Origin of the sequence: Streptomyces sp. AJS327, assembly GCF_013450295.1 — a bacterium.
In the GTDB taxonomy this organism is placed as follows: domain Bacteria; phylum Actinomycetota; class Actinomycetes; order Streptomycetales; family Streptomycetaceae; genus Streptomyces.
The window spans coordinates 813,000-836,020 of sequence record NZ_SKBR01000003.1; the positions used below are offsets into that span (position 1 = coordinate 813,000).

At 72.5% G+C, this 23,021-nt stretch carries 15 protein-coding genes and 1 pseudogene; 9 read left to right on the plus strand and 7 right to left on the minus strand.

Translation table 11 applies throughout. The annotated features are described in order from the left end of the window. Positions 1 to 220 precede the first annotated feature (220 nt). Positions 221 to 3,259, minus strand: a complete 3,039-nt coding sequence (locus E0L36_RS20680; RefSeq protein WP_258016359.1) for an FAD-binding and (Fe-S)-binding domain-containing protein — start codon at positions 3,257 to 3,259, stop codon at positions 221 to 223. A gap of 437 nt (positions 3,260 to 3,696) precedes the next feature. After that, positions 3,697 to 4,053 (minus strand): hypothetical protein, encoded by a 357-nt coding sequence (locus tag E0L36_RS20685; protein ID WP_180930611.1) that lies wholly within the window; start codon positions 4,051 to 4,053, stop codon positions 3,697 to 3,699. Between the two features lie 993 nt (positions 4,054 to 5,046). On the opposite strand from E0L36_RS20685, the gene E0L36_RS20690 reads away from it, so the two are divergent. The 8 genes from E0L36_RS20690 to E0L36_RS20725 all read left to right on the plus strand — a co-directional run bounded on the left by E0L36_RS20690 (position 5,047) and on the right by E0L36_RS20725 (position 16,069). Continuing rightward, the gene (locus E0L36_RS20690; protein ID WP_180930612.1) at positions 5,047 to 6,261 is read left to right on the plus strand and encodes an ROK family transcriptional regulator; all 1,215 of its coding nucleotides are present in this window, start codon (positions 5,047 to 5,049) and stop codon (positions 6,259 to 6,261) included. After that, entirely contained in the window at positions 6,258 to 7,139 is an 882-nt protein-coding gene (locus E0L36_RS20695) for a carbohydrate ABC transporter permease (RefSeq protein WP_219636846.1), read from the plus strand. The genes E0L36_RS20690 and E0L36_RS20695 overlap by 4 nt, the downstream gene beginning before the upstream one ends. Then, entirely contained in the window at positions 7,136 to 8,011 is an 876-nt protein-coding gene (locus E0L36_RS20700) for a carbohydrate ABC transporter permease (protein ID WP_180930613.1), read from the plus strand. The genes E0L36_RS20695 and E0L36_RS20700 overlap by 4 nt, the downstream gene beginning before the upstream one ends. Positions 8,012 to 8,022: 11 nt before the next feature. Beyond that, positions 8,023 to 9,330, plus strand: coding sequence for a sugar ABC transporter substrate-binding protein (locus tag E0L36_RS20705; RefSeq protein WP_180930614.1), 1,308 nt, complete (start codon positions 8,023 to 8,025; stop codon positions 9,328 to 9,330). Between the two features lie 234 nt (positions 9,331 to 9,564). Next, positions 9,565 to 10,671, plus strand: coding sequence for a glycoside hydrolase family 15 protein (locus E0L36_RS20710; RefSeq protein WP_180930615.1), 1,107 nt, complete (start codon positions 9,565 to 9,567; stop codon positions 10,669 to 10,671). After that, complete coding sequence (locus tag E0L36_RS20715; RefSeq protein WP_180930616.1) at positions 10,668 to 12,902, plus strand: TIM-barrel domain-containing protein; 2,235 nt, start codon at positions 10,668 to 10,670, stop codon at positions 12,900 to 12,902. Before E0L36_RS20710 ends, E0L36_RS20715 begins: the two co-directional genes overlap by 4 nt. A gap of 1,338 nt (positions 12,903 to 14,240) precedes the next feature. Beyond that, entirely contained in the window at positions 14,241 to 15,359 is a 1,119-nt protein-coding gene (gene serC / locus E0L36_RS20720) for a phosphoserine transaminase (RefSeq protein WP_180930617.1), read from the plus strand. Between the two features lie 323 nt (positions 15,360 to 15,682). Beyond that, positions 15,683 to 16,069 (plus strand): hypothetical protein, encoded by a 387-nt coding sequence (locus E0L36_RS20725; protein ID WP_180930618.1) that lies wholly within the window; start codon positions 15,683 to 15,685, stop codon positions 16,067 to 16,069. A gap of 314 nt (positions 16,070 to 16,383) precedes the next feature. Here E0L36_RS20725 and E0L36_RS20730 read toward each other — a convergent pair whose 3' ends face one another. Both E0L36_RS20730 and E0L36_RS20735 read right to left on the minus strand, forming a co-directional pair. Then, positions 16,384 to 17,244, minus strand: a complete 861-nt coding sequence (locus tag E0L36_RS20730; protein WP_180930619.1) for an ABC transporter permease — start codon at positions 17,242 to 17,244, stop codon at positions 16,384 to 16,386. Between the two features lie 500 nt (positions 17,245 to 17,744). Beyond that, positions 17,745 to 18,719: pseudogene (locus E0L36_RS20735) on the minus strand (ATP-binding cassette domain-containing protein); the annotation flags it as partial. A 132-nt stretch (positions 18,720 to 18,851) separates the two neighbouring features. On the opposite strand from E0L36_RS20735, the gene E0L36_RS20740 reads away from it, so the two are divergent. Continuing rightward, positions 18,852 to 19,721, plus strand: coding sequence for a TetR/AcrR family transcriptional regulator (locus tag E0L36_RS20740; RefSeq protein ID WP_180930620.1), 870 nt, complete (start codon positions 18,852 to 18,854; stop codon positions 19,719 to 19,721). A 379-nt stretch (positions 19,722 to 20,100) separates the two neighbouring features. Here E0L36_RS20740 and E0L36_RS20745 read toward each other — a convergent pair whose 3' ends face one another. The 3 genes from E0L36_RS20745 to E0L36_RS20755 form a co-directional block, all read right to left on the minus strand. Next, positions 20,101 to 20,604 carry a GNAT family N-acetyltransferase gene (locus tag E0L36_RS20745; protein WP_180930621.1) on the minus strand — a complete coding sequence of 168 codons (504 nt, stop codon included), beginning with the start codon at positions 20,602 to 20,604 and terminating at the stop codon, positions 20,101 to 20,103. 271 nt (positions 20,605 to 20,875) lie between these two features. Then, positions 20,876 to 21,928, minus strand: coding sequence for a hypothetical protein (locus tag E0L36_RS20750; protein ID WP_219636847.1), 1,053 nt, complete (start codon positions 21,926 to 21,928; stop codon positions 20,876 to 20,878). A gap of 292 nt (positions 21,929 to 22,220) precedes the next feature. Further along, positions 22,221 to 22,802 carry a hypothetical protein gene (locus E0L36_RS20755; protein ID WP_180930622.1) on the minus strand — a complete coding sequence of 194 codons (582 nt, stop codon included), beginning with the start codon at positions 22,800 to 22,802 and terminating at the stop codon, positions 22,221 to 22,223. Positions 22,803 to 23,021 lie beyond the last annotated feature (219 nt).

Sequence of the window (23,021 nt, forward strand, 5' to 3'; positions counted from 1 at the left end):
ACCGGCACCCGAGAACCCGGGGATCCTCGGTGACCCGGGGCACTGTGGGGCGGGTCGCGGTGGGGGCACCCACCGCGACCCGAGCCTCCCCGCCGAGCCGTGATCAGGCGCCGAGTCGGGGCGAGTCGACGAGGCAGGGCGAGTCGACGAGGCGGGATGAGGCGACGGGGCGGGGGGACTGTCGGCCGGGACCGAGGCCGACCAGCCCGCCCCGTCCGTCTCAGCTCCGGGGGGCGCCCGCCGGTCCGTCCGACGGGGGCTGACAGGCACAGCCCCCGCCCGCCCCCGAGCCGCCCGACCCCGAGCCACCCGACTGTGAACCGCAGCCGCAGCCTCCGCCCGAACCGCAGCCACCGCCACCGCCGTTGGCGTGGTCCGTGGCGCAGCCGTCGTCTCCGCCGCCACAACAACCGTCCGGCTGCCGCACGGTGGAGCGCCGCACCCCGTGCTCCAGCGCCTCGGCCAGCACCTCCGCCAGATGCCTGCTGCGGAAACCGCCCATCTGCTCCAGCTGCGTACGGCAGGAGTAGCCGTCCGCGAGGAGTTCCGTCCCCGGAGCGGCCTCCCGCACCGAGGGCAGCAGCTGCTCCTCCGCACAGGCGGCGGCCACCTCGTAGTGCCCCTTCTCGAAACCGAAGTTGCCCGCCAGACCACAGCAGCCCGTGCTCAACGAACCGGTCAGCCCCGCCTGTTCACGTAGCCGACGTTCCGCCGCGTCACCCAGCACGGCGTGCTGGTGGCAGTGCGTCTGCCCGGCCACCGGCCGGTCCACGAACGGCGGCCGCCAGTCCGGCGCGAACTCCTCCAGCGTCTCCGCGAAGGTGCGCACCGACCGCGCCAGCCGCTCCGCCCGTGGGTCGTCGCCCAGGAGTTCCGGCAGGTCCGTCTTCAACGCGGCGGCACACGGCGGCTCCAGCACCGTGATCGGCAACCCGGCGTCCAGCGCCGGTTCCACCCGGTCCAGCGTGCGGCGCATCACCGCCCGCGCCTGGTCCAGTTGGCCCGTCGAGACGTACGTCAGACCGCAGCACACCTGCTTGGGCGGCACCGCGATCCGCAGTCCCGCGTCCCGCAGCACCGCCACGGCGGCCGAACCCGCCTCCGGCGACAGGTAGTTGGTGAAGGTGTCCGGCCACAGCACGATCCGCTGCCCGTCCCCGGCCGTGCTCCGGCCCGGCTGCGCACGCCACCAGCGGACGAACGACCGGTGGGGCAACGCCGGGATGTCCCGTTCCGGAGCGATCCCGCCGAGCCGCTTCGCGACCGCCGCCAACGGCCCCACCCGGGCCCCCGCGTTGAGCAACGGCACCATCCGGCTCGCCGCCGCCAGCCGCAGCCACTGAGGCAGCCTGCCCAGCGCGTAGTGCGCCATCGGACGGCGCCTGCCCTCGTAGTGGTGGTGCAGGAACTCCGCCTTGTAGGTGGCCATGTCGACCCCCACCGGACAGTCGCTGCGGCAGCCCTTGCAGGACAGGCAGAGGTCCAGCGCGTCCCGCACCTCCTCGGAGCGCCAGCCGTCCCGCACGACCTCGCCGGCGAGCATCTCGTGCAGCAGCCGCGCCCGGCCGCGCGTCGAGTGCTTCTCCTCTCCGGTCGCCCGGAACGAGGGACACATGACACCCGAACCCGCTGTGGGATTACGGCACTTGGCGACCCCCACACAGCGCCGTACCGCCGCGCTGAAGTCCCCGCCGTCATACGGGTACTGGAACTCCACGTCGACGGGTGTCCGGGGGAGCGAGCCGAAACGCAGGTTGTCGTCCACCCGGTCCGGCCGCACCAGCATGCCCGGGTTGAGTCCGCCCGCCGGATCCCAGAGATCCTTGAACCGGTTGAACAGCCCGATCATCTCCGTGCCGTACATCTTCGGCAGCAGCTCGGCCCGCGCCTGCCCGTCCCCGTGCTCACCGGAGAGCGAACCGCCGTGCCGCACCACCACGTCGGCCAGGTCGTAGCTGAAGTCCCGGAAACGCTGGATACCGTCGGCGCTCAGCAGATCGAAGTCGATCCGCACGTGAATACAGCCGTCCCCGAAGTGCCCGTACGGCAGCCCCCGCAGCCCGTACTCACCCAACAGGGTCCTGAAGTCCCTTAGGTACGCGCCGAGTCGGGCGGGCGGCACCGCACAGTCCTCCCAACCCGGCCACGCCTCGCTGCCGTCCCGCATCCGCGTCGCCGTGCCCGAGGCGTCCTCCCGCACCCGCCACAGCGCCCGCTGCCCCACCGGATCCGTCACCAGCATGTGGTCGGTCGTGCCGTCGGCTACCCGGCGGCACAACTCCTCGGCGTTCGCCCGGGCTTCGGCCGCGTCCGCCCCGCCCACCTCGACGAACAGCCACGCTCCGCCCCGGGGCAGCGAAGCCCGAGCGGCGTCCCCCACCAGGTCGTTGGCCATCCCCTCCACCGTCAGTGGGCCGAACGGCAGGACGCCCGGGGCCGCTTCGGCCGCCGCGCTCTCGTCCGGATAGCCCAGCACCGCCAGCACCCGGGCGCCGGGCACCGGCACCAGCCCGACCGTCGCCCGCGTCAGCACCCCCAACGTGCCCTCGCTGCCGGTGAAGGCGCGCGACCAGTCCTCCCCGTTCTCCGGCAGCAGCGCGTCCAGCGCGTAACCCGAGATACGGCGCGGGAGTTCGGGAAACCCAGTGCGCAGCCTGGCCAGTTCGGTCGCCACCATGCGTGAGGTCCCGTCCCGCAGCCAGTCCGGCACACCCGCCCCGCCGGGCCCCAGCACCGTCGGCACCCCGCTGTACGTCAGGGCCTCCAGCTCCCGCACGTTGTCCGCCGTGGTTCCCCAGGCGACCGAGTGCGAGCCACACGAGTTGTTGCCGATCATCCCGCCGAGCGTGCAGCGGCTGTGCGTTGACGGGTCCGGGCCGAACGTCAGCCCGTACCGCGCCGCCGCGTCCCGCAACTCGTCCAGCACGACGCCCGGTTGGACCACTGCGGTGCGACTCTCCGGATCGATCCGCTCGATCGTCCGCATGTGCCGGGTGAAGTCGAGGACCACCCCGACCCCCGTGGCCTGCCCCGCGATCGACGTACCCGCGCCCCGCGCGACCACCGGCACCTCGTGCTCGCGGCACACGGCGAGCGCGGCGGCGACGTCCGCGTCGTCCCGGGGCGCCACCACCCCGACGGGCACCCGCCGGTAGTTGGACGCGTCCATCGTCATCAGCGCGCGGCTGCCCGCGTCGAACTCGACCTCGCCGCGCACCGTGCCGCGCAGCGCCTTCTCCAGATCCCCTGCCTGAGCCATGCCCCCAGCCTGCCCGCTGATCGCCCGTACTGTCGCCACCGCCTCCCCCATCACCCACGTCACACCCCCTCTCCTCACCCCCACCGGCACCACCCGAGCCGTCCCCGGCCCGCCGCCCCGGTCGGCCGCCCTGTCCGCTGCCCCTGCCGCCGACCGCTTTCCAGGCCCGGCCTGGCCCGGTGCCCAGCCTCAGCCACTGGCCTGGGCCTGGGCCTGGGCCTGAGCCTGGGCGTGGGTGGGGGTGTGGGCGGAGGCGCTGGTCGCTGTTCGGGGCGCTGGCGTGCCGCGTACGAGGGGGCTGGCCCAGTCAGGGCACGTGCCTGGGCGGGACGGGCGACGCGGCGCCCGCGAGCGGCGCGCTTCGTGCACAACGCCCCTAAGGTGCACTTTTTGGATCTTGGTGACACCACTCACCAGCCATCCCCAAACCATCCGTCTCACGCCGTCACGCGTCCGCGCGTCACGTGGCGACCACAGAGCCCGGAGAGCGTATGCCCAGCACACCGCCCCCACGCGTCCACCGCACCCGGCCAGCCCGGCTGGACCAGTCCGGCCCACCCGAGGCGCGCGCCCACCCCGGCCTCTCGACGTGGTTCCTCGCGCGGACCCGCGACCCCGGAGGGGAAGGCCGGGGCGAGGGCGACGACAGTGACCGTCCCGGCGAGCAGCCCGACGGCGCCGGACCCGCGCGAGGCGGCGGTGCCGAGCACCCCCCGGAACACGAGCGCGCCGGTGATCACGGTCCGGAGCCCGGCCACGGGCACTGCCACCACCAGGCCCGCGAGATCGGCCACCCCGCGCCGCCGCACCCCATGGACTGGCCCGGTGCGGCGAGAGGTCTCCGGGTCGTCGTGCGGCGCCTGAACGTAGCCCGGCGCAGGACGGTGGCCCGGTTCCGACGCCCACCGCGTCGCCCCGCGATCCGGGGCCACCTCCGGTGGGCCTCGACGTGGCCAGGTCAGCCGCTCCCGTCCTGCTGAAGGGGCGGGAGCGGGGAGGGGGACGGGGTGGAGCAGGGGGGCTGGGGCGGGGTGGAGCGGAGGCCGTGCGGAGAGCGGGCACGAGGGGGCCATGCGGAAAGCGGGCACGCGGGGCGGTGCGCAGAGGGGGCGGGCGGGCCATGCGGAGAGGGGGCCGGGTGAACCGGTGGTCTGAGAACCGGGGGCCTCCTCATGACGGAGAGCGCTGATCCGAGAGGAGAGGAGTGCTCTGAAGCGGCAGCACCGCTCTCGTCTCCCAGCGGTGCCCCGCCCGCCGCGCTTCCGCTCCGCCCGTCCCCGTGCGTCCCGCCCGCTTCGTCCGTCCCCGCGCGTCCCGCGCGTCCGTCCCGCCGTCCCCGCGCGTCCCGCCCGCTCCGCCCGTCCCGTCCCGTCCTGCTTCGCGATCCCATCGCGCTCCTCGCGGTCGGTGTCCCGGGTGTCCTGGCTCTCACTGGCGTTGACGGGCACCGCGCAACCCTTTATGTTGTCTCTAAATTTAGCCGCAAAATTTAATGCATGCCCTGCGCCTCCTCAGCCTCAGCCCCGCCGCCGGCCCGATTAGTCCTCCAGGTACCGACCTGGGTCTTCCGGCCACCGGCCCGGGGCCTCACGCCACCGGCGCGGGTGCTCAGGTCACCGGTCCGGTCTCGGCCAGCCGTCGGCGCTGGAGCTGACGCCAGCGCCGAGAGCCCGTCCACGCGGCCCGTCCAGACAGTCCGTCCACGCGGCCCGTCCAGATAGTCCGTCCACGGGGTCCGTTCACGGGGCCCGTCCCGAAGGTTCGTTCAGAAAGGGGGTGTGCGGTCCGTGCCGTCCGCTGCCCACGCCGCGCCCCGCGGCCTCTCCCGTACGGCGGTTCTCGCGTTGCTCGGGCGGAGTGGTCCGCTGAGCCGGGTGGAGATCGCCCGGCAGCTGGATCTCAGTCCGGCCACCGTCACCCAGATCACCAAGCGGCTGCTGGCCGAGGGACTGATCGCCGAGACCGACTCGGTGCCGTCCGAGGGGGGACGGCCCGCCATACGGCTGTCGATCGTCGCCGACGCCGGGCGCGCGCTGGGCGTCAAGGTCGCCCCGGACCACGTGACGGTGGTGCACGTGACGCTGGACGGGTCGGTCACCCGGAGCGTCACGTACGACTTCGACGCCCTCGACGACCAGGCCGCCGACCAGCTGGTGGCGCTGCTCGCGCCGGAGGCCGCCCAACCTCCGGGCAGCGCACCGCTGATGGGGGTCGGGGTGGGGATGCCGGGCCGGGTCGACTCCGACGGCATCGTCGACTCGCCGGTCCTCGGCTGGCGGGCGCTGCCGCTCGGCCGCACCCTGTCCCGCGCGCTCGGCCTGCCGGTCCTGGTCGACAACGACGTGAACACGGTGGGCGCCGCCCAACTGCTGTACGGGCACGGCCGGGGCCGCGACGACTTCCTCGTGCTCACGCTCGGCTACGGCATCGGCCTCGCCGTCGTCGACGGCGGGTCGGTGCGGCGCGGGGCCACCGGCGCCGCGGGCGAGATCGGCCACGTCCCGGTCACCGAGAACGGGCGGCGGTGCCGCTGCGGCAACCGGGGCTGCCTGGAGGCGTACCTGGGCTTCGACGGACTGGTGCGGACCGCCACCGAACACGGCCTGCTGGAGGCGGGCGACACCCCGCACGCGCTGGCCGCGCTCGCCGAGGCGGGGGAGAGCGCCGCCCTGGAGGTGCTGCGCGGCGCGGGCCGTCTGCTGGGCCGCACCCTCGCGGGCGTCGCCAACGTCCTGGATCCGGGCGCCGTCGTCGTCACGGGGGAGGGCGTGGCGCTGTGGCCCTATCTGCGTGACGGCTTCGAACCGGCGCTCCGCGGCCACCTGTTCCGTCCCGCGCACGGCCTGGACGTGGTCACGGACGACTGGGACGACCAGGCGTGGGCGCGGGGCGCCGCCGCCGTCGTGCTGTCCGCTCCGTTCCACGCGGCCGACCACGGCGTCGGCCCGGCGGACGCGGTCCGCGCCCGGATGGGGCGCGCCGTCGAGGGCGGCGCACGGTGAACACGCTGGCCGGTCCCCGCAAAGCGGCGCTGCTCGCGCTGCTGCTGGCGCCCAGCCTGGTACTGCTGCTGGCGTTCGTCATCGGGCCGATGCTGGGCTCCCTGTGGATAAGCCTCCACGACTGGAACCTGCTCAAGCCCATGCGGTGGACGGGCCTGGACAACTACCGGGACGTGCTGACGGACGCCGCCACCTGGAAGGCGTTCCGCAACACCCTGTTCTACGTGGTCGGTTACCTGCCGATCGTCTACGTCGGCGGGCTGCTGATCGCGCTGGGCCTCAACCGGGCCCTGCGCGGCCGCGATCTGCTGCGCGGCGTCTACTTCCTTCCCGTGGTGACGAGTTGGGTCGTCGTCGCGCTCGTCTGGAAGTGGATCCTCAACCCGAACTCCGGTGCCCTCAACGCCGTTCTGGGCTGGTTCGGGGTCGACGGGCCGGGCTGGTGGACCGACCCGGACTGGGCGATGCCGTCGGTGATCCTCGCGTCCGCGTGGAAGGACCTCGGCTTCGTCATGGTGATCCTGCTGGCGGGCCTCCAGACCATCCCGGCCAGCGTGTACGAGGCGGCGCGCGTCGACGGGGCCAGCGCCTGGCAGCGCTTCCGCCACGTCACGTTCCCGCTGCTCGCCCCGTCCACCCTGTTCGTCGTGATGATCTCCCTGATCAACGGCTTCCAGGTGTTCGACCAGGTATTCGTCATGACCGGCGGCGGCCCGGCGGGCGCCACCACGACGGTGGTCTCCGCCGTGTACGACAACTCCTTCCGCTACGGGAAGATCGGCTACGCGAGCGCGCTCAGCTGGGTGCTGTTCGTGGTGATCCTCGTCGTCTCGCTGGTCCAGTCCCGGATTCAGCGCAAGGTGGTGGACCCCCGATGACGGCCACGATCCCCCCGCCGACCACCCCGGACCCGGCGCCCGGCACCCGCCGCGACGGGCGGCGCCGGCACCCGCTGGGCGGCGCGCTCGCCACCGCCGCACTCACCGTCGGCGCGCTGTGCATGCTGTTCCCGTTCGCGTGGATGGTGCTCACGGCCTTCCAGCCCGACGGGTCCCTGGGCTCGGCACCCCGCTTCGGCGACCTGACCACCGGTGCCTTCGGGCGGCTCGACGACGCCATGCCGTTCTGGCGGATCCTGGGCAACTCCGTCTGGATCTCCGTCGTCTCGACCCTCGCGCAGCTGGTGACCAGCACCCTCGCCGCCTACGCCTTCGCCCGCTTCACCTTCCGCGGCCGCGAGACCCTCTTCACGCTGTACCTGGCCACCATGATGATTCCCCAACAGGTGCTGCTGGTCCCGCTGTTCGTGGAGATGAAGCAGCTCGGCCTCATCGACACCTACGCCGGGATCATGCTGCCCGGACTCGCGTCCGCCTTCGGCACCTTCCTGATCCGGCAGGCCATGCTCACCGTGCCGCGCGAACTGGAGGAGGCGGCGCTCGTCGACGGCGCGGGACCGATGCGGATCCTGTGGACCGTGGTCCTGCCGCTGGTACGCCCGGCGCTCGCCACCTTCACCGTCTTCGGGTTCATGGCCTCCTGGAACAACTTCCTGTGGCCGCTGGTCGTCACCCGCTCCCCGGAGCTGTTCACGCTGCCGCTCGGACTCTCCGCCCTCCAGGGCCAGTTCACCACCGAGTGGAACATCGTGATGGCGGGCTCGGTGATCAGCGTCATCCCGATGCTGCTGCTGTACCTCGCGGCGCAGAAGCACGTCGTCCGCTCCATCGCCACCACCGGACTGAAGTAGGGAGGCCCCCGATGACCGGCCCCAACACCCTGGCCTCCGCGCGGACCTGGCGCCTGGCGATCCCCCTGCTGACCGCCGCCGCCCTCGTCGCGGGCTGCACCCAGGGCTCCGCGACCCGCTCCCGCGCCGACGACGGCCGCCGCATCGTCCACTACATGACGTTCTCCGCCGCCCCCGACCACCTCAAGGACCTGGCCACACTGGAGAAGTCCTTCGAAGCGGACCACCCGGACATCGACGTCCGCGTCCAGACCGCCCCGTTCGACCAGTACTTCACCAAACTCCAGACCAGCGTGGCCGGTGGCACCGCACCGGACGTCTTCGAACTCAACCAGGACAACTTCGCCACCTACGCAGACTCCGGCGCCCTCGCCGACCTCGACGACCGCGTCGAAAAAGACCGCGTGGCACGGCACTTCACCAACTCGTCCCTCTCCGCGTTCACCTACCGGGGCACGCAGTACGGACTGCCGTCCAGCTTCTCCACCGAACTCCTCTTCTACAACAAGGAGTTGTTCGACCGGGCCGGAGTCGCCCACCCCACGGCCGACTGGACCTGGAAGGACGAACAGCGCGCCGCCGAGAAGATCAGGGCACTGGGCGGCGGCGTCTTCGGAGACTTCCAGCACGCCTCCTACCTGGAGTTCACCAAGGCCCTCGTACAACGCGGCGGACGCTTCCTGTCGAAGGACGGCACCAAGGTCGCCTTCGACAGCCCCGAGGGCGTCGCCACCGTGAAGTGGCTGACGAACAAGGTGGGTTCCACCATGCCGACCCAGGCACAGATGGGCGGCACCACCGACTACGACACCAAACTCTTCACCGACGGCAAGCTCGGCATGTGGCACACCGGCTCCTGGTTCTTCCCCGCTGTCGCCGACTCCGGCCTGAAGGACTGGGACGTCGTCCTCGAACCCGCCGCCACCCGCGACCGCCGGGCCAACTCCGTCTTCCAGAACACCCTCGCCCTCTCCAGCCAGTCCCGGAACGCGGACGCCGCCTGGCGCTGGATGCACTACCTGACGACCTCCGACGAGGTCGCCCAACTCCGCATCGACACCTCCTGGGAGCTGTCCCCGGCCACCAGCCCCACCCTGCGGAGGAAGTACGAGGCGGAAACCCCACCCGCCGGACGGGCGGCCGTCTTCGACGCCCTCAAGGACGTGGCCCCCAGCCCCCAACTCGTCAACCACGCACGGATCTCCGACATCCTCACGCGCCAACTCGACGCCGTCATCCTCGGATCCACCACACCCGAGAAGGCGCTCAGCAAGGCCGCCGCCGAGATCCAGCCGCTCCTCGACCCCGAAGCGGACTGACGCCGTGCCCAGTCACCCCCTCCGACTCCCCAACCAGACCCATCCCGCGCGGGACTGACCCCCGACCCCCGGCCCCGGCCTCCGAACCGGCCGCCGCCCGGGGCCGCCCGGCACCCCAACCCCACCGGCCCCGCACCCGACCGGCCGCGCACCCGACCGGCCCCGCACCGGACCGACCACCGCGACGGCCGGCCCCCCGAACCGTACGAACGCACCACCTCCAGGAGACCCCCCGTGCCCACCCCGCACGCTCCCGACCACCCGGCGCTGCTGCGCGCCAGCCTCGACGTGATCACCGGTAACCAGGCCCCGTCCGGCGCCTACCCTGCCTGCCCCACCTACGAGGTCTACCGCTACTCGTGGCTGCGCGACGGCTCGTTCACCGCCGAGGCCACCTCCCGCGCCGGAGCCCCCGAGAGCGCCGACGCCTTCCACCGCTGGACCGCGAAGGTCATCACCGACCGCGCCGCCCGCATCGAGCGCCTGGTCACCACCGTGCGCGCCGGTCAACAGCCCACCGAGAGCGACCACCTGCCCACCCGCTACACCCTCGACGGCGACGACACCGGCGACGTCGGCTGGTGGGACTTCCAACTCGACGGCTACGGCACCTGGTTGTGGGCCCTCACTGAACACCTCACCCGGCACGGACGGGACGCCACGCCCTACCGCGAGGCCGTGCGGCTCACCGTCGACTACCTCACCGCCACCTGGGCCACCCCCTGCTACGACTGGTGGGAGGAGTACCGCGAACAGACCCACGGCGGCACCCTCGGAGCGATCCGCGGCGGCCTGCACGCGGTCCGCGCCGCGGGCCTCGCCGAAGACACGCGCTGCGGCCACACCATCGACGCCATCGACACCCTCATACGCGAACGCGGCACGTACGACGGCCACCTCGCGAAGTGGCTGGGCAGCAAACAGGTCGACGGAAGCCTCCTGGCCTGCCTGACACCCTTCGGCAACGTCCCAGCCGACGGACCCGTCGCGGCGGCCACCCTGCACGCCCTCGAACTCGACGTCGTACAGCCCGGCGGCGGCGTCTACCGCTACCTCGGCGACACCTTCTACGGCGGCGGCCAGTGGCCCGTACTCGCCGGATTCCTCGGCTGGCACTACGCCCGCACCGGCCGCACCGACGACGCCCGCCGCGAACTCGACTGGATCGCCGCCCAGGCCACCGCCGACCACCTGCTCCCCGAACAGGCCCCGGACGTACGGCTCCAGGCCCCCCGCCGCCTCCCCGAGTGGGAGACGCGCTGGGGCCCCAACGCCACCCCCCTGCTGTGGTCGCACGCCATGTACCTCATCCTCGCCGACGAACTGGGAGCCACCCCGTGATCCGCCACCGCCCCCACGGCTCCGGCCACGCCTACCAACCCACCGACGACCAGCGCGTACCCGCCACCCCCCACGCGGGAGAACCGTTCGAGCTACGCGCCTCCACCGGACCGGACGTCACCACCGTCGTCTGCGCCTGGGAACACGACGGCACCGTCACCGAACTCCCCGCCACCATCGAGACGTCCGACACCGAAGGAGACGTCGGCGGCGCCGGCGACAGCCACCTGGCGGCCGCCGCCTCCGGCGCCGGACGCGGCCGCCACCGCTGGGTCGTACGGCCCACGCCGCTCCCCGCCGGCGGCTCCGCCCGCTACCGGTTCACCGCCACCCACAGCGACGGCCGCACCCGCTCCACCCGCTGGCACACCGTCGCCCCCGCCACCTGGCGGGAGGGCGCCCCCGCCCTGACCCTGAGCGGCCCCGCCGCCGACCGGTACCTGCCCGGCAGCGCCCGCACCCTGACCGCCGCCGACGGCCGCGCCCTCCGGGTCCGGTTCGCGCTGACCCTCACCGCGGCGGAACACGTCGTCGGCTTCGGCGAGCGCTACCACGCCGTCGACCAGCGCGGCGGCACCCTCGACGCGCAGGTCTTCGAGCAGTACAAGGGACAGGGCCACACCACCCGCACCTACCTGCCGATGCCCTTCGCGTTCGTCATCGCGGGCCAGGGCGCCGACTGGGGCTTCCACGTCCGGACCTCCCGGCGCACCTGGTACGACGTGGCCGCCACCGACCACGACCTGCTGTGGATCGAAGCGGAGGTCGGCCCCGACGGCGCCCTCGACACCCGCGGCCACCCCGGTGCCCCCCACGAGGTGCTCGGCGCCTTCCTCGACGACGTGGGCCGCCCCGAGGAACTCCCCGACTGGGTGTTCGGCCTCTGGGCCAGCGGCAACGAGTGGAACACCCAGGCCCGCGTCATGGCCGAGATGGACCGCCACCGCGACACCGACATCCCCGTCCGCGCGCTCGTCATCGAGGCGTGGAGCGACGAGTCCACCTTCACCGCCTTCCGCGACGCCCAGTACCCCGTCCACGAGGACGGCGCCCCCCACCAACTCGCCGACTTCACCTTCCCCGCCGACGGCGCCTGGCCCGACCCCCGCGGCATGGTCGACACCCTGCACGCCCGCGGCATCAAGGTCCTGCTGTGGCAGATCCCCCTGATGAAGACCCGCCCCCACCCCACCGGACAGGCCGCCGCCGACGCCCGCACCATGGTCGAACGCGACTACGCCGTCCGGGAGTCGGACGGCGCCCGCCCCTACCGCAACCGCGGCTGGTGGTTCCCCCTCGCCCTCATGCCCGACCTCACCAACCCTGAGGCCCGCGACTGGTGGCTCGCCAAACGCCGCTACCTCGTCGACGAGATCGGCGTCGACGGCTTCAAGACCGACGGCGGCGAACACGCCTGGGGCGCCGACCTCCGCTACGCCGACGGCACCCACGGCGACGAGACGAACAACCTGTTCCCTGTCCAGTACCCCCGCGCCTACGGGCAGTTGCTCCGCGACAGCGGCAAGGCCCCGGTCACCTTCAGCCGCGCCGGATTCACCGGCTCGCAGACCGCCGGCGCATTCTGGGCCGGCGACGAGGACTCCACCTGGGACGCCTACCGCCACTCCATCACCGCGGGCATCACCGCGTCCGCCTGCGGCATCGTCTACTGGGGCTGGGACCTCGCGGGCTTCTCCGGCGACGTGCCCAGCGCCGAACTGTTCATCCGCGCAACGGAGTTCTCCACCTTCGTCCCCGTGATGCAGTACCACTCCGAGTACAACCACCACCGCCAGCCACGACGCGACCGCACCCCCTGGAACATCGCCGAACGCACCGGAGACCCCACCGTCCTCGACACCTTCCGCCGCTACGCCCAGCTCCGCGAACGCCTCATCCCCTACCTGGCGACCGAGACCCGCACCGGCCTCGCCGAGAACAAACCGCTGATGCGCGGCCTGTTCTTCGAGTACCCCGACGACCCGCGCGTCTGGGACCACCAGGACCACTACCTGCTCGGCTCAGCGCTCCTCGTCGCCCCCGTCACCGAACCCGGCGCCACCCACCGCACCGTGTTCCTCCCCACCGGCGAATGGACCGACGTCTGGACCGGCGAGCAGATCACCGGCGGACGCGTACGAGAGCACCCGGCACCCCTCGGCACCCTCCCCGTCTTCGCGAAGGCCGACCGCTGGCCGACCCTGAAGCCGCTCTTCTCCGAAACCACCTGACCCCGCCCGGAGAAGAGCATCCGGGGCGGCGACGGGCCCCGACGGCCCGCCGCCGCCCCGCCCCTCCCCCTACCCCTCCCACACCCGCTCTCCCCCGCCCGTACCCCACCGCCCCCACCGCGCCCCTCTTCCGCCGTGGCGCCCGCCCACTCCGCGTATCCGTCGTCGCTGCCGCCGCCTCCTCCTCCGGACATCCCCGTCTCGTCCGCACCAGCCCCCGGCCTTCGGCGGCACGACCAGACGAACTCACCCTGGGCGGGCGGGCGTTGGCGTACGCGCGGAGGTGGGGCGGACGTGGGCGCATCCACTGGGGGAGCGGGAGGGGGAGGGTCATGGGTGCACCGCCGCGGTGTACCGCCACGGCGGCTGGACGACGAGGCAGCACCGGCATCGGTGCTCCGGAGGAAGCGGTCGTACGGAAACCGGTGTCACGGCGCGGCGGACCGTGCGGGGAGCCGATCCGCCGCACCGTGTGGTGAATCCACTCCACAGCGCGGCATCCTCGCCCCACCCGGAGCTCTCGTGCGGCCGTCGCCGAACGGGTCTCGACTTTCGGGAGGGCGAGGACACTCGCGATGTGCCCCCCGGTTTCCCCCTGACGCGGGCGCTCGGCCGAACTGGGGAACAGTCTGTCCGGACGTTTGCCGGACGTTGACCGAATGGCCCGCGGACATGGTTCATGGTGCCGGTCGCGGTACTCGTCTGACAGGTGTTTCGGTCCTGGCCGAAACACCGGGCCCCCAACCGATCCGGCCCGACCGTCGACCTTGCCTGACCGTCCGATCTGGCCTGACCTTCGCCCCGCCCACCCGACGTCCACGACCTCGCCGGGATCCGCCGCCCCCTGCCCGCTCGGGACCCGCCACCTCCGTCCCCGTCCCCCTCGCCCGCTCGGGACCCGCCCGTCCCGGGATCCGCCGCCCCCTGCCCGCTCGGGACCCGCCTCCTTCGCTCGTGCCGGGAGCCGCTACCCCGCGCACCGGGCCGCGCCACCCCGGGCCGCGCCATCCCGTGCGCGTTCGCGAGCGTCGTACCCAGCAGCACGCACCCGCGCACGTACCCGAGCACGCACGCACGAGCAAAGCCCCGTGTATCGGGCGAAGCGGGTAATGACGGCCGAAGGCCCGCGTCTCGTCCGGGATCGGTGGGATGGGCGCGCACGTCGTAAGGCGGTGATACGTGGCACAGTGACGCGCTCGGGGGCGTCCGGTGATCTCCGTGAAACACCTGGTCAGAGCGGTGCTCTCGGGTGGCCTTTTCGTGTCGCGTCGCTTCGTCCCTGCTCACGGGGTGGACGTCGCCGAGGCGGCCTTGCGTCGAGGGACTACGCTGCAAGGCGTGGCTGATCTCCAGATTCCCGCTGACATGAAGCCCGCCGACGGACGATTCGGTTCGGGCCCGTCCAAGGTCCGCACGGAGGCGCTCTCCGCGCTGGCCGCCACCGGAACCTCCCTTCTCGGCACCTCGCACCGGCAGGCTCCCGTCAAGGACCTCGTGGGCCGGGTTCGCGACGGTATCCGGGAGCTGTTCCAGCTCCCCGAGGGGTACGAGGTGGTGCTCGGCAACGGCGGAACCACCGCTTTCTGGGATATCGCGACGCACGGCCTGATCGAGGCCAGGTCGCAGCACCTCTCCTTCGGCGAGTTCTCCGCCAAGTTCGCCAAGGCGGCCCGTCAGGCGCCGTGGCTGGACGAGCCGTCCGTCATCCAGTCGGAGCCGGGCACCCACCCGGAGGCCGCCGCCGAGGCCGGTGTCGACGTCTACGCGCTGACCCACAACGAGACCTCCACCGGTGTCGCCATGCCGCTGCGTCGCGTGGCGGGGGCCGACGAGGGGTCACTCGTCCTGGTGGACGCCACCTCCGGCGCGGGCGGCCTGCCCGTCGACATCGCGGAGACGGACGTCTACTACTTCGCCCCGCAGAAGTCCTTCGCCGCCGACGGCGGGCTGTGGATCGCGGCGTTCTCCCCGGCCGCGCTGGAGCGCGCGGAGCGGCTGGCCGCGTCCGACCGTCACATCCCGGCGTTCTTCGACCTCCAGACGGCGATTGACAACTCCCGCAAGAACCAGACGTACAACACCCCCTCGCTGACCACCCTGTTCCTCCTCGCCGACCAGCTGGAGTGGATCAACGGCCAGGGTGGTCTGGACTGGGCGGTCAAGCGCACCGCCGACTCCTCCTCGCGGCTGTACGGCTGGGCCGAACGGTCGGCGCACGCGACGCCCTTCGTCGCGGACCCGGTCCAGCGTTCGCAGGTCGTCGGCACGATCGACTTCGCCGACGGGATCGACGCCGCCGCCATCGCGAAGGTCCTGCGAGCCAACGGCGTGGTCGACACCGAGCCCTACCGCAAGCTGGGCCGCAACCAGCTGCGGGTGGCGATGTTCCCGGCGGTCGAGCCGGCCGACGTGGAGGCGCTGACGGCCTGCGTCGACTACGTGATCGAGCGCCTCTGACGAGCCGACGCCGCGACGAGCTGACGCGGTGACGCGGTGACGTGGTGACGCGGTGACGCGGTGACGAGCTGAGGGGGTGGGCGCCGGCGAGTACGTCGGCGCCCACCCCTTTTCGTCCCGACTGTCGCCGTCCCCGTTGCCGTCGCTGTCCTCGCTGCCGTCCCTGTCCTCGTCCTTGTCCCGTTGTCGTCGCGTCCCCGCCTCCGGGTTCCGGGGCTGGTGGGGACGGGGCTGGTCCGGGTGGGGCCAGGTGGAGGAGCGCGGGGGCGCGGCACCCGACCGGACTCGTTTTTCCGTTTTGTGTACCGGGTACGCCGCCCGCCATGACCACACCCACAACCGGGCTGATGCTCTTCGCCCACGCCAGGCGCGTACGGCTGACCACGTACGAGCCGGAAGGCACGCCGGTCGGCTGCCGTGCGCACATCACCGTCGAGGGGGACCGGGCCTTCGTCCGGACCTACGGCCACGCGCGGACCAATCTGGACCGCTACCCCGAGGTCGAGATCGTCACCGCCTCGGCGGGCGGCACCCCCACCGGAGCCCCGATGAAGGCCCGGGTGCGGAAGCTGTCCGGAGAGGAGTCCCGGCACGCGGCGGGGGCGCTGGCCCGTAAACACCCGCTGATGCAGGGGCTGGTGACGCCGTTGACCGCCGCGCTCCGGATGGACCGTCCCTCGCTCTACGAGCTGCGCCTGGTCGGCGAGTAAGCCCCGCCCCTCAGCCCGGCCCCGGTCCCCGGCGCCAGCTCCGACCTCCCCGCCCCGATCTCCCCGCCCCGACATCCCTCCGCCGTCCCCCTCGACGGCCCCTCCGACGTCCCCCGCCTTCCCTGCGCCGCCGTCTCGACGCCGCCCACCCGTCCGACCTCCGCCAGAAACAGTTCGCGGGCCACCCCCCCGTCGGTGGTGGCCCGCGCGTCTGACCGCTCCGCGTTCCCTGTCGTTCGGCTTCCCCCACGGCCCGAACTCCACCGGCGGTTTCCGCTTCCCCTGACGGTTCCGCCTCCGCTGGCGCGGTGTGTTCAGCGGCGGAGGTTCTGGAACTTCCGCACCGCCAGGGGCAGGAAGATCGCGGTAATGATCAGGGGCCAGACGACCGCCATCAGCGCCGCGTTCTGCTCGATCCAGCTGTCGCCCAGCGTCACCGGGTTCCCGTAGAGGTCCCGGACGGCGTTGGCGGTGGCCGAGACGGGGTTCCACATCGCGATGGCGCCCAGCCAGTCCGGCATCATCGAGGGCGGGGTGAAGACGCTGGAGATCATCCCGAACGGGAAGGCGACGGCGAAGAGGTTCCCGGCCGCCTCCATGTTCGGGACGAGCAGCCCGATCCAGACGCCGACCCAGATCAGCGCGAAGCGCAGCAGGAGCAGCAGGGCGAAGGCGTAGAGCGTGCCGAGCAGCGAGCCGTCCGAGCGCCAGCCGACGACGAGCGCGATCCCCGCGAGCACCGCGAGGTCGAGTGCGGCGTGCAGCACGTCGGAGATGCCGCGTCCGGTGACCACCGCCGAGGAGGCCATCGGCATGGAGCGGAACCGGTCGGTGACGCCGCGCTCCTTGTCGATGACGACGGCCATCGCCGTGTTCATGAAGCCGAAGGCCATGGTCATCGCGAACATGCCGGGCATCGCGAAGTCCTTGTAGTCGACTCCGGAGCCGACGTCCATGGCACTGCCGAACACGAAGACGAAGAGCAGTACCGAGACGATCGGGAAGCCCAACTGCCAGGCGACGTTCGCCGGTTGCTTGATGAGATGGGTGACGTCCCGGCGGACGACGGTCGCGCAGTCGACGAAGGCCCAGTAGACACGGCGCTCCGGGCCGTCCAGGGCGGGCGTGCCCTCCGGTGGGGTGGCCGTGCGGGGTTGTTCGGTCGTGGTCGTCATGCGGTGACGTCCTCCTCGGTCTCCCTGGATTCCTCCGCCGGTTCCTTCGCTGGTTCCTTCGCCGTCCCGGCGGTGTCCGTCGTCGTCGCCGTTGTCTCCCTCGTCGCCCTCGCCGCCGTCTCCGTTGCCCTCGTGCCCCTGGTGCCCTTCTTGCTCTTGGTGGTGCGCGAGGGGCCGGGTTCGCCGGTGACCGGTGTGGAGTTGGTCCCGTCCGAGCCCGAAGTCTCCACCGACGAGGAGGAGTTGGTGGATGCCGCCACCGAACCGCCTCCCGCGCCAGCGCTCTTGCCGCTCCCGGCGGGCCCGGTAGTCCCGGTGCCTCCGGTAGTCCCGGTGCCTCCGGTGGCGGTGCCGGTGGTCCCCGTACGGCGTTGGGCCGGGGTGCTGGCGGGGCGCGGGGCACCCGGCGCACCCGGCCCGTTCCCCGAGCTGGAGCCCTCGAACTCCCGCTCTCCGGGCCTCGGTTCCCCGGAGTGCGGCGATCCGGGTTCGGGGTCCAGGCCGGTGAGGGTCAGGAAGACCTGGTCGAGGGTGGGTCGCCGGAGCGCTATGTCGTTGACCTCGATGCCCGCGTCCTGGAGTTCGCGGGCCACCTCGGTGAGCGCCGTCACCCCGGAGCGGACCGGCACCTGGGCCCGCAACTCCTCGGCGTCCGCCTCGGGTTCGCTGCCTCCGCTGGCCACCCGGGAGAGGGTCGCGCGGACGAGGGGAAGGTCGGACGGATCGCTGACGACCACCTCCAGCCGGTCGCCGCCGACCGCCCGCTTGAGCCCGTCGGGCGTGTCCTCGGTGACCTTCCGCCCCCCGTCGATCAGCGCGATCCGGTCGGAGAGCTTGTCGGCCTCGTCCAGGTAGTGGGTGGTGAGCAGGACCGTGGTGCCGCCCGCCGCGAGGGTGCGGACCGAGTCCCACACCTCGTTCCGTCCGCGCGGGTCCAGCCCGGTCGTCGGCTCGTCCAGGAAGAGGACCTCGGGGGCGAGGATCATGCTGGCCGCCAGGTCCAGCCGTCGGCGCATGCCTCCGCTGAAGGTCTTCGGCTGCTTCGAGGCGACCTCGGTGAGGCTGAAGTACTCCAGCAGTTCGTCCGCGCGGCGGCGGGCGTGCGCCGGGTCGAGGTGGAAGAGCCGCCCGAACATCACCAGGTTCTGCCGGGCGCTGATGATGTCGTCGACGGCCACGTTCTGGCCGGTGAGCCCGATGCGGCGGCGGACCTTGCGGGGTTCCCGCGCCACGTCGAACCCGCCGACGCGGGCGGTGCCGCCGTCGCTGCGGATCAGGGTGCTGAGAACGCGTACGGCGGTGGTCTTCCCGGCGCCGTTCGGGCCGAGCAGGCCGAGCACCGTGCCGTGCGGTACGGCGAGATCGAGGCCGTCGAGCGCGCGCTTCTCGCCGTAGCTCTTGCGGAGCCCCTCGGCCAGGACCGAGTAGGACGTCGTCACGGATTCTCCCCCTTCGTGTGCTGGTCCACCCCGCAGTGGACAGGGCGCGTTCGGGGCGCCGGGGGTGGAGTGGGTACAGACAGGGCCAAAAACTGGGTACACCGTACCCAGAGGAAAACAGCGTACGCCATACCCAGTTTCCCCGGGGTCACTTACGATGGGGGCACCATGACCGACGAGCACACCGGCGGCGGCGACCTGACCCGCAGCCTCGAACTGCTGTGGAACCCCGGGGCGGTGCCCAGCCGCGGCCCGAAGCGGAACCTGACCCTGGCCCGCGTTGTCGAGGCCGCTATCGCCCTGGCCGACCGCGAGGGGCTGTCCGCGCTCTCCATGCGGAACGTCGCCAGCGAACTCGGCGTGGGCACCATGTCGCTCTACCGGTACGTTCCCGGCAAGGGCGAGCTGATCGACCTGATGGTCGACCACGTCAACGGCCCCGCCGAGGCAACGGCCTTCGAGGGCCTCGGGTGGCGGGAGGCCATGGAGCGGATCGCCGAGGACTCGTGGACGCTGTACACCACCTCGTCCTGGCTGATCCAGATCAACCAGTCCCGCCCGATCCTCGGGCCCCGCTCGATGGCCGGGGTCGAGACGGCGCTCACCCCGCTGCGTGGGCTCGGACTCACCAGCCAGGAGAAGATGTCGCTGCTCGTCGCGCTCGACAACTTCGTGCTGGGCTCGGCCCGTTCGCACATCCTGGAGCGCCAGGCCGCCCAGGAGTCCGGCGTATCCGACGAGGATTTCTGGGCGGCGCAGGAACCGTTCCTGGAGCGGGCGATCGAGTCGGGGAACTACCCCAACCTGGCCTCGGTGGACGAGGACGCCTTCAGCGCCACCGGACTCCAGGTGATGCGGTTCGGGCTGCGCGCGCTGCTCGACGGCTTCCAGGCCCTCGTCGACGCGCGCGACGGGCGGCTCCCGGAGGACGGCTCCTCCGCCATCCCCCCGGACGACCAGAAGCCTCCGGTGCGCGGAGCCGTGCGCCCGTCACCCCCTGTGGACGACGAGGCCAGCCCGCCACCCCCGGGTAGGTGACGCGTCCCAGGACGTGAGGGCCCTCCCGCCCGGAACGGCCCCCCGGTTCGGCACGGCCCCTGTCCCGGAGCTGCCCCGTCCGGCACGACCCCCTCCGGGCGGCCCGGCCCGCTGCCAAGATGCCGCCGGGAAGCGCCCGTTGGGCTCCACCCGACCTCACCCGGACGAGCGGTCCACCACGCCCGCGCACGGTGACGCCGCCCCGCACCCACGCGGCGTACGGAACGCGGCGACGGTCCGACGCGGACGGTCTGACGCGCCGAGACGGGGAGGGGACGGGCGCGGCCGGGGGCTCACAGTGGGCGCTCGGGGCGGAGAAGCGAGGCGGGTTGGGTGGGGTGAGGTGAGGCGTGGTGGGCGGTGCTTCGTGGTGCCGGGCTCAGGGCTCCACGCGGTAGAAGACCTTGCTGTGCTTCTCCTCCGCGCCCAGGGCCTCGTAGAAGCCGAGCGCGGCCGGATTGTCGCGGTCCGCCGTCCACTCCAGCCGGGCGCACCCGAAGTCCGCGGCGAGCTTGCGCAGTTCGGTCATGAGCGCCCCGGCCACTCCGCGTCGCCGCGCGTGGCCCCGGACGAACAGCTCCTTCAGGAACATCGAGCTACGCCCCGAAGCGGGCCAGAGATACGTGTACGAGGCGAAGCCCAGCACTCCGGGCTCCGGGACGGCGGCGTCGGGGCCACCGTCCTCCGGGCCCGTCCCGGTGGGGGAGCCGGGCGTCGCCTCGCGGGCCAGCAGCACCGTGGCCAGCGGACGGTCGCCGAACAGCGCGGCCTCGACCTGGCGTTCGTCCGTCAGGTCCTCGCCACCGTAGTAGACGGCTATCTCCCCGAGCAGCGTCGCGATGATCGCCACGTCCGCCGGTGTCGCCGGCTCCACCGTCACCATCTTCCGGTGTTCCCCTTCCCGCGGACCTCCGCCCGCCCTCCCGCCGGGCCACGTTCCGGGCCGACGCCGTCTCCGGCGGCCCGGCGCACCCGCCGTACCGTCTCAACGGACGCACACTAACGAGCCGTTGACCTCCCCGGAACCACGCCTCCACCTCGCCACCCTCCGGAGACGGGACGAAGCGATCCGGGGCGAGGCGAGTCCGGACGAGTCGAGTGGAGTCGGGACGGGACGGCCGGACGGGACGGGGCGGGGGATGCTCCTGTGGATGTCAGTCGCGGCGGCGGAACAGCCGGCGCAGGCCCAGCCAGGCGCTCACCGCGACGACGAAGGTCACCAGGCCGACGACGGTGTTGCTGTTCGCCGCCGGGCTGTCCCCGTCGTCGTCCCCGCCCCGCGCGTCGCCGCGTTCGCCGTCGCCGTCCTGCTCCCGCTCGACCTTCTCCCGCAGGCTGCCCGGCAGTTCGCGTCCGCTCAACTCGACAGGTTTTACCGCGCTGTTGCGTCCCTCGGCCCCGAACATCAGGAACCGGCCGTCGGGCGTGTACGTCACCGACTCGCCCTGCCACTGCATCGGGACCCGCACGGTGCTGAGGAAGCGCGGACGGTGTCCCGAACCGCCCTTCTCCCAGCGGTACATGCGGGCGCTGAAGTAGCCCCGCAGCACCAGCCGGGAGCCGTCCGGGGAGAACGCGCCGTCCGTGGCGGACAGTTCGGTGTCGGCGATCCGACGGAAGGTGTTCACACCGGACGCGTTCAGCGTGTCCGGCTGTTCGTACAGCCCGCCCCGCCTGTCGTTCTTGCTGGCGATGTACACCCGGCCGGTCCGCGGGTGCACCATCAGCGACTCGGCGTCCCGCCCCCCGTCCGCGTAACGCACCGTGTACCGCACCGGATCGACCGTGGTGTCCCGCAGCTTCGCCGGTTCGCGGAAGCGGTAGATCCACACCTCGTTCCACCGGCCGTCGAAGTTGTCCCCGATGTCGCCCACGTAGATGTCGCCCTTCGGGCCGATCGAGATCCCCTCCACGTCACGGGGGTTGATACCGCGCAACGTGACGGTGGCGACCGTCTTCCCGGTCCTGCTGTCGACGGCGTAGACGTACGGGCCGTCGTCCGAGTCGTTGTGCGTCCAGTAGACGTGCGGGTGCGCGCGGCTCGCGGCGAGCCCGCTCGACTCGGTGATCCGCGCGTCCCGGATCGTGAACTGCCGCGGGTCCGGGCTCGGTTTCGACGCTGGGGCGTCGGCCCGCGCCGCCGGAACGGTGGCCAGCAACGCGACTGCGGTCAGCAGCGGCACGGCGGAACGTACGGAGACATGCATGATCCCAGCCTGCCGGATAACCGGAGGCGCCACACCACACCGTCCGACGTACGCCAAACCGCCACGCCGGTTCCGCGCTCCGGCACCCGGCCGCCACCGGCGCGCGCCCCGCGTCGTGGAGGCGGGCCCACGGCGGTTCCACGGCGCGGGCGGGGGCTGAGCCTCACCGTGCGTGTCCACGGCGGGAACGAGTCGCAGTGGCCCGAGTCGCAGTGGCCCTGGTCGGGGTGGGCCCTGGTCGGGGTGGGCCGGAGTTGTTTGTGGGGAGCGGGGGCGCCGGGTGGGGGTGTGGTCAGGCCGGGAGGGCGGAGTGCGGGTGGGGGTCCGGGCCGGGGTCTGGATCAGGGTCCGGATCGGTGAAGACGTCGTACGGCTCGTCGGACAACTCGCCCTCGCCCCAGACCTGCATGCCGTAGTGCAGCGGATGCTCCGGGTAGAGAAACGGGAGTTCGGCGTCGAGGTCACGGAAGTCCGCCTGGCCACCGAACAGTTGGAGGTCCTCGCCGTGCCGCAGCGGCGCGCCGGCCAGGGCCGCCGGTACCGCTGCCTCGAACCCGGCGCGGTCCAGCTCCAGTTGGCGCTCGGACCCTCCGGGCTCCGTGCGCTCCACCGGCTCCCCGAGGAAGACCGTCAGGTCCACGTGACCGGTGCGTCTGCCGCCCTCGATCAGCCACAGATCGGCTGTCTCGCCCTCCTCGTGGCAGCAGATCTGCCCGTCGACCACGTCCGGATCGGGATTGTCCACGTACATGTCCCGCAGTACCGCCCAGATGTGCGCGCGGCGGGCGTAGACGAAGAACAGGGTCCAGGCCGACCGGCCGTCGTAGGTCTTCTCCAACACATAGGCGCTGCGCACCAGTTGCTCCCCGGTCATCTCCACACCCTGCCACCCTGAGGTGACATCGCACCCGCCGGTTTCCCCCACCCCCCACCCGGCGTTTTCCCCACCCCTCCACCCCGGCTGTCCCCACCCCACCCACGCCACGCCACGCCACCGCCGGGCCTGGCATCCGGACGTCGCGACTCTCCGGTACGCAGCCCGGGACCGCCGTCAGCGGGGGTTGCCCGGCCACGGCGGCGGGCGGGAGGTTCG